The organism is Paraburkholderia ferrariae NBRC 106233, assembly GCF_000685035.1.
Lineage (GTDB): Bacteria > Pseudomonadota > Gammaproteobacteria > Burkholderiales > Burkholderiaceae > Paraburkholderia > Paraburkholderia ferrariae.
On the sequence record NZ_BAYB01000007.1, the window covers coordinates 208,324 to 222,735 of the forward strand.

General features: G+C 59.6%; 14 protein-coding genes and 1 pseudogene. 12 read left to right on the plus strand and 3 right to left on the minus strand.

Annotated features, from left to right (window positions below; genetic code table 11):
- The first annotated feature begins 83 nt into the window (after positions 1–83).
- The 5 genes from antA to BFE01S_RS42870 all read left to right on the plus strand — a co-directional run bounded on the left by antA (position 84) and on the right by BFE01S_RS42870 (position 5,558).
- On the plus strand, positions 84–1,472 hold the full coding sequence (gene antA / locus BFE01S_RS07830; protein WP_028224993.1) for an anthranilate 1,2-dioxygenase large subunit: 1,389 nt from the start codon (positions 84–86) through the stop codon (positions 1,470–1,472).
- Between the two features lie 3 nt (positions 1,473–1,475).
- Entirely contained in the window at positions 1,476–1,973 is a 498-nt protein-coding gene (gene antB / locus BFE01S_RS07835) for an anthranilate 1,2-dioxygenase small subunit (RefSeq protein ID WP_028224994.1), read from the plus strand.
- 16 nt (positions 1,974–1,989) lie between these two features.
- Positions 1,990–3,018 (plus strand): anthranilate 1,2-dioxygenase electron transfer component AntC, encoded by a 1,029-nt coding sequence (antC, locus tag BFE01S_RS07840; RefSeq protein ID WP_028224995.1) that lies wholly within the window; start codon positions 1,990–1,992, stop codon positions 3,016–3,018.
- Between the two features lie 107 nt (positions 3,019–3,125).
- Positions 3,126–4,124, plus strand: coding sequence for an AraC family transcriptional regulator (locus BFE01S_RS07845; RefSeq protein ID WP_028224996.1), 999 nt, complete (start codon positions 3,126–3,128; stop codon positions 4,122–4,124).
- A 498-nt stretch (positions 4,125–4,622) separates the two neighbouring features.
- Complete coding sequence (locus tag BFE01S_RS42870) at positions 4,623–5,558, plus strand: LysR family transcriptional regulator (protein WP_169742608.1); 936 nt, start codon at positions 4,623–4,625, stop codon at positions 5,556–5,558.
- Between the two features lie 19 nt (positions 5,559–5,577).
- On the opposite strand, the pseudogene BFE01S_RS37895 reads toward BFE01S_RS42870, so the two are convergent.
- Positions 5,578–6,076: pseudogene (locus BFE01S_RS37895) on the minus strand (transposase).
- A 330-nt stretch (positions 6,077–6,406) separates the two neighbouring features.
- On the opposite strand from BFE01S_RS37895, the gene BFE01S_RS46230 reads away from it, so the two are divergent.
- The gene (locus BFE01S_RS46230) at positions 6,407–6,637 is read left to right on the plus strand and encodes an AraC family transcriptional regulator (protein WP_281177396.1); all 231 of its coding nucleotides are present in this window, start codon (positions 6,407–6,409) and stop codon (positions 6,635–6,637) included.
- An 86-nt stretch (positions 6,638–6,723) separates the two neighbouring features.
- On the plus strand, positions 6,724–6,996 hold the full coding sequence (locus BFE01S_RS46235; protein ID WP_281177393.1) for an AraC family transcriptional regulator N-terminal domain-containing protein: 273 nt from the start codon (positions 6,724–6,726) through the stop codon (positions 6,994–6,996).
- Positions 6,997–7,045: 49 nt separating this feature from the next.
- Here the strand turns inward: BFE01S_RS46235 and BFE01S_RS37905 are convergent, their stop codons facing one another.
- Positions 7,046–7,717, minus strand: a complete 672-nt coding sequence (locus tag BFE01S_RS37905; RefSeq protein ID WP_042337329.1) for a TetR/AcrR family transcriptional regulator — start codon at positions 7,715–7,717, stop codon at positions 7,046–7,048.
- 314 nt (positions 7,718–8,031) lie between these two features.
- On the opposite strand from BFE01S_RS37905, the gene BFE01S_RS46520 reads away from it, so the two are divergent.
- A complete protein-coding gene (locus BFE01S_RS46520) occupies positions 8,032–8,304 on the plus strand; it encodes an Mpo1-like protein (protein ID WP_407668193.1) in 273 nt (90 codons plus the stop codon).
- On the opposite strand, the gene BFE01S_RS07875 is transcribed toward BFE01S_RS46520, so the two are convergent.
- Positions 8,186–9,235, minus strand: coding sequence for an NAD-dependent epimerase/dehydratase family protein (locus tag BFE01S_RS07875; RefSeq protein WP_084169658.1), 1,050 nt, complete (start codon positions 9,233–9,235; stop codon positions 8,186–8,188). The genes BFE01S_RS46520 and BFE01S_RS07875 overlap by 119 nt on opposite strands.
- A 95-nt stretch (positions 9,236–9,330) precedes the next feature.
- Between BFE01S_RS07875 and BFE01S_RS37910 the strand changes: the two genes are divergently transcribed.
- The 4 genes from BFE01S_RS37910 (at position 9,331) to BFE01S_RS07895 (ending at position 14,412) form a co-directional block, all read left to right on the plus strand.
- On the plus strand, positions 9,331–10,398 hold the full coding sequence (locus tag BFE01S_RS37910; RefSeq protein ID WP_042337330.1) for an AraC family transcriptional regulator: 1,068 nt from the start codon (positions 9,331–9,333) through the stop codon (positions 10,396–10,398).
- A 250-nt stretch (positions 10,399–10,648) separates the two neighbouring features.
- Positions 10,649–12,235 carry a xylulokinase gene (locus tag BFE01S_RS07885; RefSeq protein ID WP_028224999.1) on the plus strand — a complete coding sequence of 529 codons (1,587 nt, stop codon included), beginning with the start codon at positions 10,649–10,651 and terminating at the stop codon, positions 12,233–12,235.
- Between the two features lie 13 nt (positions 12,236–12,248).
- A complete protein-coding gene (locus BFE01S_RS07890; protein ID WP_028225000.1) occupies positions 12,249–12,902 on the plus strand; it encodes a class II aldolase/adducin family protein in 654 nt (217 codons plus the stop codon).
- Between the two features lie 25 nt (positions 12,903–12,927).
- A complete protein-coding gene (locus BFE01S_RS07895; RefSeq protein ID WP_042337331.1) occupies positions 12,928–14,412 on the plus strand; it encodes an aspartate aminotransferase family protein in 1,485 nt (494 codons plus the stop codon).

The following is a 14,412-nucleotide window of genomic DNA, read 5'->3' on the forward strand; positions in this document are numbered from 1 at the left end:
GCGCTTGTGTTCCATCGGGTATTCAATCGAGCCCATCAATGACCTGGTCGCAAGGCCGCTGAACGGTAAGAGGAAGACATAGCGTGAGCACAGAGAAGAGTACGTCGCAGTGGCAGGCATTTATCGAGGGATGCCTCGATTTTCGTCCGGCGGAGGGCGTCTATCGCGTCGCGCGCGAGATGTTCACCGAGCCGAAGCTGTTCGATCTCGAGATGGAGTTCATCTTTGAGAAGAACTGGATCTACGCTTGCCACGAGAGTGAGCTTCCTGAGCCACACGACTTCATCACGATGCGCGCGGGCCGCCAGCCGATGATCATCTCGCGCGATGGAAATGGTCAGCTCAACGCGATGATCAATGCGTGCCAGCATCGGGGCGCCACGCTCACGCGTATGGACAAGGGCAATCAAGCCACCTTTACGTGCCCGTTCCACGCGTGGTGCTACAAGAGCGATGGGCGCCTCGTGAAGGTGAAGGCCCCTGGCGAATATTGCGACGACTTCGACAAATCGACGCGTGGCTTGAAGAAAGCGCGCATTGCCAGCTACAAGGGTTTCGTGTTCGTCAGCCTCGACGTCGAAGCGACCAACACACTTGACGAATATCTCGGCGATGCCCGCATCTTTTTCGACATGATGGTGGCCCAATCTCCGACCGGCGAGCTCGAAGTGCTGCCGGGCAAGTCCACCTACACGTTCGATGGCAACTGGAAGCTGCAGAACGAGAACGGACTTGACGGTTATCACGTGAGCACGGTGCACTACAACTACGTTTCCACGGTGCAGCACCGCCAGGGAGCGAGTGCACAGAAAGGCAGTGCGACGAGCGGCACGCTAGATTACAGCAAGCTCGGTGCAGGTGACGCCGATACCGAAGACGGCTGGTTCGCGTTCAAGAACGGCCATAGCCTGCTGTTCAGCGATATGCCGAACCCCGGCGTGCGTCCGGGTTATGCGAGCGTGATGCCGCGCCTCGTTGACGAGTTCGGTCAGCACAAGGCCGAGTGGATGATGCACCGACTGCGTAACCTGAACATCTATCCGAGCCTCTTCTTTATGGAACAAATCAGTTCGCAGTTGCGCATCGTGCGACCGATTGCCTGGAACAGGACTGAGGTCATCAGCCAGTGCATCGGCGTAAAGGGTGAATCGGATCAGGACCGCGAAAACCGGATTCGCCAGTTTGAGGACTTCTTCAACGTGTCCGGCATGGGCACACCGGACGATCTCGTGGAGTTTCGCGAGCAGCAGCGCGGCTTCCAGGCGCGGCTCGAACGCTGGAGCGACATCTCGCGCGGCAATCACAAGTGGCTTAAGGGTGAAACCGCGAACTGCCGCCTGCTCGATATCGAGCCAGTGTTGTGCGGCACGGAACTGACGCACGAGGGTCTTTTCGTCAACCAGCATGGCGCGTGGCAGGAATACCTGTTGAAAGGTCTCGCCCAGAAATCGAACGGCAAGAAGGAGATCTGAATCATGTCGGTCACGCATACGTTGCAACAATCGGTCGAGCAGTTTCTCTACTGGAAAGCCGAGCTTTGCGACGCGCAAAGCTGGGATGAGTACCTCGATCTGTTCGACGAGCACAGCGAATTTCACGTGCCGCAGTGGGACTCCGAGCACGTCTACACGACGGATCCCAAGCGTGGCATGTCGCTTATCTACTACGCGAACCGCACGGGTTTGGAGGATCGCGTGTTTCGTCTGCGCACGGGCAAGTCAGCCGCATCGACGCCACTGCCGCGCACGCTGCATCAGATTACCAACGTGCGCATCGTGGAACGCGAAGGCGGCGAGTTGGAGGTGAAGGCCAACTGGACCACGTTCTACGCGCGCCAAGGCAACGGTGAACACTTCTTTGGGCGCGCTACCTATCATCTGCGCGCTAACGGAAGCGGCTGGAAGATCACGCGCAAGCATGTGCTGTTGCTGAACGACACCATCAACGCGGTGCTCGATTTCTACCATCTGTAAGCGGGAGTTCCACGGCATGAGCCACAAGATCGCTTTTAGTTTTGCCGACGGCAAGACCGTATTTATCGATGCTCGCGCGAATGAACTGCTGCTCGATGCCGCGTTACGCAACGGAGTGAACATCCCGTTCGATTGTCGCGAGGGAGTGTGCGGCACCTGTCAAGGCCGCTGCGAGTCCGGTAGCTATACGCTGGACTATGTCGATGAAGAGACGTTGTCCGCCGACGATCTCGCCGAGCGCAAGGTCTTGTCCTGCCAGACGCGCGTACAGTCCGATGCGTCGTTCTATTTCGATTTTGATTCGAGTTTTTGCGGTGCAGGCGGCACCACGCTGCTCTCGGGGAAGGTCGCCGCTGTGAAGCAGGTTTCCAAAACGACGGCGATCCTGCATGTAGACGCCAGTTCCCATCCGACGAGGTTCGATTTTCTACCGGGGCAGTATGCCCGCCTGAAAGTGCCGGACGCGGGCGTATGGCGCTCGTATTCGTTCGCCAACCGGCCAGGCGACGACAACCAGTTGCAGTTCCTGATTCGTCTGCTGCCGGACGGCGCGATGAGCCGCTATATGCGTGAGCGCTGCCAGCAAGGCCAGACGATCGAGTTCGAGGCGCCTCTCGGGACGTTCTATCTTCGCGAGGTGGAACGGCCGCTCGTGATGGTCGCAGGCGGCACTGGGCTGTCAGCGTTTCTCGGCATGCTGGACGATCTGGGCCACAAGGGGGGCTGTGGGCAGCCGGTGCATCTCTACTACGGTGTGACGAATGCATGCGACCTGTGCGAGCTTGACCGTTTGAAGGCCTACGAGGCGCTCATTGCGAACTTCTCGTGCGAGATCGTCGTAATGAATCCCAGCGAAGGCTGGCAGGGCAAGACCGGAGTCATCCCCGAACACTTCGACCGCGCATTTCTCGAAGCAAACCCATTCGATATGTACGTGTGCGGACCGCCGCCGATGGTCGAGGCGATCAGGACGTGGCTCGAGAGCGAACGCGTTTGCGGACACCGGTTATTTTGGGAGAAATTTGCGGAAAGTCGCGGTGCATAAGTGGCACCGGAAGCTGCGGCGCGCTGTGCGCTTTTGGGTTGTTTCGGTATTTTGGTTTCTCGCAGCGTGGTTTAACATTGGCCATCGCCTACCTTCAATGCCGCGCTATGTCAGCCTCCATCGTCAACGATATTCGTGGCATCGACGCATTGCGTCACGACATAGAGGGAGCGCGGGACTGGATGTCCTCGATTTGCGGACCGCATGCGCTGCAGATACGCGGTCCGCAGGCACTGCAGTTCCGTCATTCGGGAACTGTGATGCGCGCTATGGAGAGCACGTTGGGATACGTTGAGTACGGTACCGATGTCGTGGTCTCCGTACACAGTGACGCACCGCTCAACTGCTATAGCGTAAGTCTGCCGCTCGTCGGGCAGCAGGAACTCTCCGCGCGTGGCCACCTGTGGTTGTCAGACCGGGACAGCGGGCTTGTCGTTTCGCCGCATGAGACGCAGGAGCTGGCGATCATGGGCAATTGTCGCAAGATCATCGTATCGATTCCGTGTCTGGCCCTGCGCCAGATGCTTGAAGGGTTTCTGCAGCGGCCACTCGATGCCACCTTGACGTTTGAGCCGGAGATGAGCGCCACAGACGGCGATCAAGCTGCCTGGTGGCGCATGGTGAAGTTTTTCCTGGCCGAAATGGGGCAGGAGGGAAGGCTGCTCAATCACTGGCAAATGGAAGAGGGTATCGAGCAGGCGCTGATCAAAGGCTTGCTGCTTTCCCAGCCGCACAATTACTCGCAGGCGCTTGCTGACGCGATGCGTCCTTCATGCCCGCATTACTTATTGCGCGCGAAACGGTTCATCCACGACAACGCACGCGAGCTAATTGCGCTTGAGGATATAGAGCGTGCGGCCGGCGTGTCGCGTCACAAATTGTACAAAAGCTTCCGGCAACACTTCGGGTACGCTCCTATGGCTTTTTTGAAGCGACACCGGCTCGAAGAGGCGCGGCGCGAGATCCTTGCGAACAGATCGGAGCGGAATATTTCCTCGATCGCAATGAACTGGGGTTTTTCTCATTTCAGCCGCTTTGCCGTCGATTACAGGCTGCTCTTTGGGGAGACGCCCTCACAGACGCTGAAACGGTTGAGGGGTCGCTAGAATCGTTCCTTCTGGCGAACGCCGATTTCGTTGCTGAGCGGTGAGTATATTTACCCGTGGAAGTAGCCAAGACATAGCTGCCCATGGGGCGCCGCCGTCCATGTGTCGTCCTGCTTCAAATACCGTGCCGGCCTGTGTGGCAATGCGAGGCGCGGTGCTTTGGTTCAGAATGCGGGTTAGTCCGTAAAGGCTTCTTCGTGCGAATCATTAGTTTATTTAATTCGACGAGCCCGCGGCCACTGACTTTCGCGGTGCTCGCGAAAGTCCAACAGATCAGGCGGATGAAATTGGGGACAAGCGATAGCCGCTACCATCCTTTTCCACGATGTGTGACGGCCATTCTGGCACGGAATGATCAGAGGGGTGATGGCGCTCCAAGTTGCACATTCCCCACCAGGGATGCTTCCCGCTAAACTAGCGTTATCGGACGATTTCCTTGAGTGTGACGGAGGAACGGAGAAACTGCGGCCCGCTTCCGTGAAAATAAATGGACATACCATGACCCCGTTCCGCCAACGACTGAAACTTCGGCATATCAGTGTCGTGATTGAGGTGGCCCGACAGGGAAGTCTGCAGAAAGCAGCGGATCTTCTCATGGTTAGCCAATCAGCTGTTTCAAAGGCGCTGGCCGAGGTGGAGTCTATCGTCAATTGCCAACTCTTCGATAGAACCCCGTCGGGGGTGCGACCTACGGCAATGGGGCACGCACTAGTTCGGCATGGTCATCTCATCCTTGGAGATGTTCTACGGGCGGAAGCGGAGATTGACGCTCTGCAAAGTGGAGAAGCGGGAAATTTGTCCGTTGGCGTGTTCACCCCTCTCAGTTGGTGGGGCAACCTTGCGACATGCGTCACGTTGTTCCGGGCGCAGTGCCCTCGCATTCGTCTTTCCGTACAAGAAGACTCTATGGAGATCTTGCTGCAACGTCTGGAGCAAGATCTCGTTGATATCGTTATTGGCCGGCCCGCGGGCAACTACGGAAGTGAATCATACGAAATGGAAACGCTCTGCGAAGATCGTCCGCTCTTCGTAGCACGCGAAGGACACCGGCTCGTCCAGGGACCGGTTGAGCTCGGCGACTTACTAGGATTCCCCTGGATATTGCCAGCGCCACCAAATGTTGTCCGCCAGCAGCTCGAGCTTGCCGTGCAGGACGCCGGGATGCGCCAAACATCCGAGATCATTTCTGCACAGCTTTCGAACATGATGCTTCGACTCGCTAGTCAGAGCGATACCCTTATCCTGGTCCCGCAGTGCATCCTGCGGGAGGTTCATGATACGTATCGCCTTTGCCCGGTTCGGTGCTCGTTGCCGCTTCCCTTGAGTGCATTGGTCGCAATTGTAAGGCGCGACAAGCCACGAGGCGCGACAGTAGCGACATTTCTATCGAAGTTGAAGAGCGAGCTATATGGCAGATCCTCAGAGCCCGTTTGAAAAATCAGGGATGAGCGATTCATCGTAACAACAGACTATCCATCGCGATATGGATCATGGCTTCTGACACGTCGGTGCGCTGCCCGTAGTCGCGGACCAGACGACGCCAGCGAACCATCCAGCCAAAGGTGCGCTCCACGACCCAGCGTCGGGGCAACACGGCGACGCCCGTCTGCTGTTCGTGGCGGCGCACCACCTCGACGACAAACTCAAATCAGAACCCCATCGTGCAACGTGCGAAACAGAAACCGGCGCATCAGCCGACGAAACCACCAGTAGACAGTCTGCCGGGGTGGAAAGTCCTTCGGCAACATTATCCAGCCGCAACCCGCTCGCACCAGATAGCGCAGCGCATTGATCACTTCGCGCAAGTCGCACCGACGACGCCTGCCACGCGACGATGCTCGTGGCAGCAGTTCCTTGATCGCGGCGCATTCCCCATCGGTCATGTTGGTGGGGTAACGCTTCGTCTTCTTTGCCAGCTTTGCCTGGCAATCCTGATGTTCTTTTTTCCATATCCTGCATTTAAACCACATCCAGGATTCATTTTCGAACATGCTTTCCCTTTTTAGGGGTGTGTCGCCCTCTTGACGGCAGGCTTTGTGCCTCAGCTTCATGACGACAACCTCGATGAGAAGAGAATCTTGGAGTACGCATTGACGTCGCTGGGACGACTGCTGCCTGCGATCACCTCCATCGTGGAAGTCGGGTCCCGCCTGTTGCTTCGCGAGAATCCCGAAGCGCGGCGACATCGAACCGTTAGCCTGATGCGCCGGAATTGCTGCCCAATCCTCCGGCGCTGCGGGTTCGCATTGCTGGGCTTACGCGCGCATGTGATGATCAGATCCATGGAAACGCTGACCGAAATCGCGGCCGTGATTACCCGGCATGCCTCAAAGGATGGCTTCCACGCCACCCCCATCGAACGCGTGACGCTTGCTCGATCCTCGACAGTGACGATGCCGATGCCGATGCCAAATGTCTACCGGCCGCAACTGTGCCTCGTCGCGCAGGGGCATAAGGAGGTCACGCCGGGCGGCCGCGTCTTCAGATACGCACCCGGACGCTATGGGTCGTGACCTACGACTTGCCGGCGATAGGCCACGTGGTCGGGGCGACGCCTGACAATCCCTAACTGTGTCTATACCTGGATTTTGATCCGGTCATGCTGGGGGAATTGGCGCAGCGCGTGCCGCGCCCGCCGGGAGACCACATCCCACCTTTAGGCAAGACGGTGTCCGACGCTGGTGCCGCTCTCCTTGACGCGGCACTTCGCCTGCTGCGTCTGCTCGACGACCCGGCAGCGCGACCGGTACTTGGGCCGCTTGCCGAGCAGGAAGTTCTCTATCACCTGCTTGCCGGCCCGGATGGCGCCAGGATGCGCCACATTACCTCCAGCCAGGGTCGGGTGGCCCAGGTTCGCGCCGGAGACTGGTGAAAACGGAACGGTCCCTCCGCATCGTAAGCAATCCGTCCGCCGGGGCGAACTATCGCTTGCGTGTAGGAGCGGGGGCCATACGGTCGAGTTCACTGGCCATCATCCGGGCTACCACAGGCGCGACGGCCTTGGCATCCATTGATTCGTCGAACAGCATCTCCACTGCCGCATAGAGCATTTCGACGACGATCCGGCTGGCCAGGCGCAGTTCCTTTGGGTTCGCATCCGGCAGCGCGCTGACCAGCAACTGGGTCTGTGCCTTTGTGACCGCGGCGTGTGATGCGAGGCGGACTTCTTGCAATGCGGGAACGGCTCGTAACGCGCGCATAATCCAGACGCCTGCGGGGGTGTCCTTCGTGGCCGAATAGGTGTCCAGCAGCAGCCCTTCCAATGCGCATTCCAGGCCTTTCGTCCCTTTCTTGAACACCCCGGCATTCATCCAGTGGGGCACGCATTCGTTCTGCCGTTGCATCAGCCGCTTTCCGAGCTCACATAACAACGCGTATTTGTTCGGGAAATAACGATATAACGCCGGTGGCGTCAACCCGGCGCGTTCGCAAACAAGGTTCGTCGACAGCCGTTCGATCCCCACCTCGTCCAACGTTTGCGCCGCCGCATCAAGGATTCGCTCGAATGTGTCCGTCGCCCTCTGCTGCGCCGGCTGCTTCTTGGTCGCCAAATCAGGTTGGACTCGACGGACTTGCTTTTCTGCGCTCTTCATTACGGTCCCAGGGATTATCCCGAGTCTCCAGATGCGGAGAATCGGTAGTTATAGCTATATGATAGCCGAGGCTACCCCTCCAGAGTATATCCATGTCACGCCGTAACGAACGGGTCGACTCTTCGACTCTGATAACCGTACTTACCGTGGGTCCGGTCGCACCGTTGACTATCGGCTTGCCGCCGATTTTACCTGGAGAGTTGCTCGAAGCCCACCAGGTTGGCCTGCAAGGGCCAGGTTTAGTGGTCAAGTGGAAGATCTGCCGCCTGGCTCTGGGCGCCCTGATCGGCGATCGGGTTTTGTCTTTGGTGAATATGCGCTCCGCGACCAGCCTCGCGGCATTAGCAGCCGCGTTCGCAGGGTTCGGACACTTCTTCTTTGAGCACAACGAGCGTACCACCGTCTGCTATCCGTTCCTGAGCTTCGCAGGCGATTGGCGTACGTGGCGGCATATGCTCGTTGCCCAGATCAAGTTTTGCCGGCGTCGCGCCAGTCCTGCCACGCTTTGTAATGCGCCACGAGCGTTTCATCGATCGGCCGATAGCGCAGCCCCAGCTCGTCAATGCTGCGCTGATTGTCGAGCGTGAACCGGATGCCGAGATGGTTGCGAATGTAGGACTGCGACAGCCCGAACAGCGGCCCGATCAGGCGTACCAGCGCGTTGGGAAGTTGGTGAGCGGGTATGAGCCGAGCGCGTTTGTGCACACGCTTCACGATGCGCGCCATTTCGACGAACCGCGTCATCGTACGCCCGGCCACAATATACCGCCCTTGAGCATGATCGTTCAGCGCCGCAGCCACGTGTGCCCGTGCGACATCGCGGACGTCTACCGTTGCGAAACTGAAGTCCGGAACGCCGTAGAAAAATACGCCGCGCATCAACTCGTCCAGCAGGAACAGACTGCCCGATTCGGAGTTGGCAGTCAGCGCCGGTCCCAGCACGAGGCCTGGATTGATAGCGACCATCCGCCAGCGCGATTGCCCTTTCGCGATACGCCAGGCTTCCTCCTCGGCAACGACTTTGGAGTAATGGTATGGATTGTTCTCCAGCGTGCTGCTGCGATTGAACTGGTCCTCAGTCAGAACGTGATCTTTCATGCCCAGTACGTCCGCATAATCGCCGAACATTGCACCGATCGTCGACGTGATGACGACCTTGCGAATCGACGCAGTGCGATTCACGGCACCGAGCACGTTGCGCGTGCCCTTAAGGGCCGGCTCAAGCAATTCGAGTCTCGGATCTTTGATCTGCTCGGGCAAATAAAAAGGAGACGCTACGTGGAATACGGTGTCTGCACCCTGCATCGCAGCATCGAATGTCCCATCGCGCAGCAGATCGGCGGCGAACAGCGAGAGGCACCCAGGATGTGCCTGTTGCAGCGCTGTGAGAACCTGAACTTTTTTGGAATTGTGAGGATCACGCACAGTTGCGTGCACCGCCCATCCCTCGGCCAACAACAGCTTCACGAGTTGGCCGGCCACGTATCCCGTACCGCCCGTTACCACGGCAGTTCGCATCTTCATTCTCCTATGTTTTCAGACAGCTTAGCGCTCCCCGGTTTGGCCAGGAGGGTCACAAAGGACAAATCAGGGGTCGCTTCGGCCCGCATGCCATGAACGTCCAGGAGGGCGTCCGGCACGGCTGCGCTGATGTGCCACCCATGCTGATCCGGACCCTGCTGAGGATCGCTCAAGCCAAGGGGGCATCTCCCACGCGTTTGTGTCTTGGATTAGGCTTCAGCCCCGATGACCTTTGCAATCAAGAGTTGCGAGTGTCATATCGACAGACTCGAGAACTGACCGCGCGCGTGCGCGCCGAGCTGAACGATCCTGCTCTGGGACTAACCGCAGGGCAAGCGCAATCCCCACTATCCTGGGGGCTGCCAGGCTTGACAATGCTGACCTGCCGCACGTTGGGGCAGGCAATGGTGTTTTGCGCCGACCACCATCACGAGGCTGGATCGCTCGTCTCCCACCGTCTCGATTCGCATAGCGGCTTTCTCCTGGTCGAGGCTACTCCCCGGTTTCATGACCCCACCATGGAGTCCTTGCTGATCGAGGAGTTTTTTGCAGCCATCGTGACGGTCGTCCGCACCCTGGTTGGGAGCAGCTTTGCGCCTGCAATGGTGGAATTTGCTCACGCACCGCCACCGCATGCACAGGACTATCGGCGCGTGTTCGGTTGTCAGGTCCGGTTCAACATGCCAGCCCACCGCTTGTTGACAGCGCAGCATTGGCTGTCGCATGAGTTGCCGGGATGGGATCCGTATGGCTGCGACGCGATGCGCCAAAGCCTGAGCACACTGCTAAAGCCCACCGACGGACGTGATGATTTGCTCGAGAGTTCGTTGACCTGGCTGCGCGGACGGCTGAACGCAAACCCCTCGCTTCCCGATCTGGCTCGTGATCTCAATCTGGGAGAGCGCACGCTGCGCAGGCGCCTTGCTGCATTGGGCGTTTCCTGGCGCGAGCTGTACGACCGGGTTCGCTGTGATCGCGCCCTCGCGCTGCTGCAATGTACGGCGTTGCCTGTCGATGAGGTGGCTAGCGCAACCGGGTTCGACGATATTCGCGCATTCCGTCGGGCATTCAAGCGCTGGACCGGAGAGTTACCAGGCACATTGCGCCAACGCTTACCAGCTTCGCTCGGACCACGCGGCGTGCCTGGGGGTTTGCCATAAGAAAAGAATTTTATTTTTCGGTAGTTATGACTATATACTAGTCATAACTAACTTATTGTTGAGGCATCCATGACCTCATTGACCCGCGCATCCCATTCGACCGCGCTGCTCATCCTTCCAGTTCCGCCCGTATTCGCGACCAGCCCTGACTATCTCTACGTTATGTGGAATTCGGGGGAGACCGGCAGCGTTGTCGGGAGCGATCGTTGCGCCGCGCGGCGCGGCCACTCATGCATGTTCTGAGGGTTCGATGAGTATCACGCAACGTCTTGTCCTGGCGATAGACCTTGGCACCTCCGGCTGCAAATGCGCGCTGGTTACGCTTGAGGGCACTGTCCACGCCTGGGCATTCCGCCCGGTTCCGCTGCATGTCGACGGGGTACGGGCAGAACAGGACCCGGCTGATTGGTGGCAGGCGTTACTCGAGGCCGCGGGCGAACTGCTGCAAGCTGATCCGCAACGACGTCGGAACGTTGTTGCCGTCTGTTGCTCCACGCAGACCGAAGTCACGGTCTGCGTGGATCGTCAAGGGGAGGCAATCGGAAACGCCATTAGCTGGCTCGATGCACGGGGGGCCGCGGCCATCGCCCGTCGTTCGCGCGGTCGGCTTGTCAATATCGAAGGCTTCGCGCCACTGAAGCTCTGGCGGTGGCTGCGCCTGACCGGCGGTGCACCATCAAGCACGGGGCGCGACCTCGCCGGCCACATTGCCTATATCCGTGACGAGCAGCCCGAGGTCTATGAGCGCACGCACAAGTTCCTGAATGCGCTGGACTATATGAATCTGCGTCTGTGCGGCCGCATTTGCGCTACGCAGGACTCCATCCTCACGGCCTGGGTCACTGACAATCGCGATGCTCATCAGGTGCGCTACGATCCGCACTTGCTGCAGCTGCTCGGCGTCGGGGCAGACAGGCTACCCGAGATCGTGCAGTCAACCGACGTGATCGGCACGCTGCTACCCGAAGTTGCCAGTGCCCTCGGCCTCGATGCAGGCACCGTCGTCGTGGCCGGCGCCGTCGATAACTCGGCAGTCGCCGTCGGCGCCGCGGTGGACGATTACGCGACGCACCTGTACCTGGGTACCTCGTCCTGGCTGGGCGCGCACGTGCCCTTCATGAAGACGGATGTGTTCCGCAAAATTGCGGCCGTGCCCTGTGCGGTGGCCGGGCGTTATCTCGCCATGGCACTTCAATCCACGGCAGGGGCCAACCTGTCGTTCCTGCGCGATCGCATTCTTTACCACCCGGACGAACTGGCGAGCGATGAGGAGCACCCGGAAGTCTACGAGGTGCTCAACCGCATCGCCGCGCGTGTGCCGCCGGGGGCGCGCGGACTCATCTACACACCATGGCTTTTTGGTGAGCGAACGCCGGTGGACGATCCCCGGCTTCGCGCCGGCCTCATCAATATGTCGCTGGAGCATTCGCGCGAGGACATCTTCCGGGCGTTCCTGGAAGGCGTGGCCCTGAATACGCGCTGGATGCTTGAACCGTTCGCCAGGCTTCTTGGGCGCGATCCTGGCGGCATCACGGCGGTCGGCGGTGGCGCGCAGAGCGAAGTCTGGTGCCAGATTATGGCGGATGTAACCGGGCAGCCGATCCGTCAACCCGAGAGCCCGATTCAGGCCAATGCGATCGGCGCCACCTTCATCGCGGGAGTCGGCATCGGCGAATTGTCCTTCTCCGATCTGAACAGCCTCCGGCAAACGCGTCGGGTGTACGAGCCGACCATGTCATTGCAAAGCCTGTACACCGACAAGTTCGAAACGTTCAAAGAGGTGCGATCACGCCTGGCGCCCCTTTACCACCGACTCAATGCTCCGGCGACCCCCTGACTGCGAGGATCCCATGAAGTATGTCAATCAACGAGAACATGTCGTTACGCTGTGCCTCGAGCTTTCGCGCCGTGGCTACTTCGCCGGTACCGGCGGCAACATCATGCTGCGGCTCGATTCCGAACATGTGGCCGTCACACCTTCTGCGACGGACTACCACACGATGAGCGCGGCTACTGTCTGCGTGCTTCGGCTAGGCGATCTGCACCAGCTCGACGGCGAGGCCGCTCCGTCCGTGGAGAGCGGTCTGCACGCGAGCGTACTGCGTGCTCGCCCTGAGATAGGCTGCAGTATCCATACCCATCAGCCAGTGGCCAGCGCGTTAGCCCTGCTCGGTGACGAAATCTCCGTGCCATCGCGCTGGCGTCCGACGTTGGGACCACGGATTCCGGTGGTCGGGTACGCCCCTTCCGGCAGCAGTTGGCTCTCTTCGAAATTCGGTCACACCGTGCATCCCGACATCAACGCCTATCTGATGTACAACCACGGCATCTTGTGCTGCGGCCGCGACAGCGCAGCAGCCATGAAGGCCCTGGACGACCTGGAGGCACTTGCACGCTCGCTTCTGGATCAGCGCATTTCCCAACACGCGGCAACAGCGACTCCGGCCCAGGGACAAGCGCTACTGCGCGCACGGAGCGCGCTCAATGACCGCTCCACCTCCTGAACTTCGCGCATATCGAGACCCTTTCATGAGTAATCTTGCACATATTCACTCCGCAGGTGGCGCTGCTCCCACGCAGGCCATTTCCTCCTGGCCCGATACCCCAGACCTCTATGCACGTCTGGCGGAACTCGTAGGCCAACCCATGCGGCCCATCCGGCGCGACGCCATGCCCAAAATCCTGCGCTGGTTCGACGACAGGTGCCCTGGCTCCAGGCGGCTGGCCGAGCAGGCCAAGACGGTCATTCCCGGCGGCATCCAGCATAACCTCGCTTTCAATCATCCGTTCCCATTGGCCATCACCCAGGCCGAGGGAGCTCACGTAACCGACGTGGACGGTAACCGCTACATCGATTTCCTGCAGGCGGGTGGCCCGACGCTGCTGGGTAGCAACCACCCGGTGGTCAAGGAAAAGGTTCACGCCCTTATCGATAGCTGCGGTCCCGTGACGGGTCTGTTGCACGAATACGAGGTCAAGCTCGCCGAGCTGGTCTGCAAGCACATGCCTGGTGTGGATATGCTTCGCCTGTTGGGCTCCGGGACAGAAGCGGTGATGGGGGCCGTACGCCTGGCGCGTACTTACACGAAGAAGAAGTGGATTATCAAGATCGGTGGCGCGTATCACGGCTGGAGCGACCAACTCGTCTACGGGATGCGCCTGCCCAACACAGGCCGCATGGAAGCGACCGGCATCCCCCGCGGTGCAACCGGGCACACGCAGGAGTGCCTGCCCAACGACCTGGACGTACTGCGCCGCAAGCTGCAGATTAACCGCCTGCGTGGTGGCACTGCCGCAGTACTGCTGGAGCCGCTCGGGCCGGAGAGCGGCACCCGGCCGGTGCATAAGGACTACAACCAGCAAGTGCGTAAGCTCTGTGATGAGTTCGGCACGCTGCTCATCTTTGATGAAGTGGTAACCGGTTTCCGCGTCGGTATGGGCGGTGCTCAAGCCTACTTCGGCGTCACGCCCGACATCACGGTGCTGGGCAAATGTCTGACCGGTGGCTACCCGATGGCCGGGGCGATCGGCGGCAAGAAGGACGTCATGATGTCGCTGGTGGGCGGCATCGGCACCACCTCGCGCCGCGCCTTCGTCGGAGGCACGCTTTCGGCAAACCCTCTGTCATGCGTAGCTGGCTACTATGCGTTACAGGAAGCCGAGCGGAGCAACGCTGCTGTCTTGGCCGGTCGTGCCGGTGATCGCCTCAGACGCGGGCTGGAAGAGATCATCCGGCGACGTCGTCTGCCTTATGTGACCTACAACATGGGGTCCATCGTGCATCTGCAGACGTCGGGCGTGCTGCTGCTGGACACTAGCAGCCTATGGAAGCTGCTAAAGATCAAGGACGAAGCCAGGCAACGCAAGCACATGATGGAGGAGATGGGGGCGGCCTATACAGCGCATGGTCTCATCACTCTGGCGGGTAGCCGCGTCTACACGAGCCTGGCCGACACAGACGATGTGATCGACGACGCACTCAATCGCTTCGACGACGTTTTTGCGCTGGTGTGA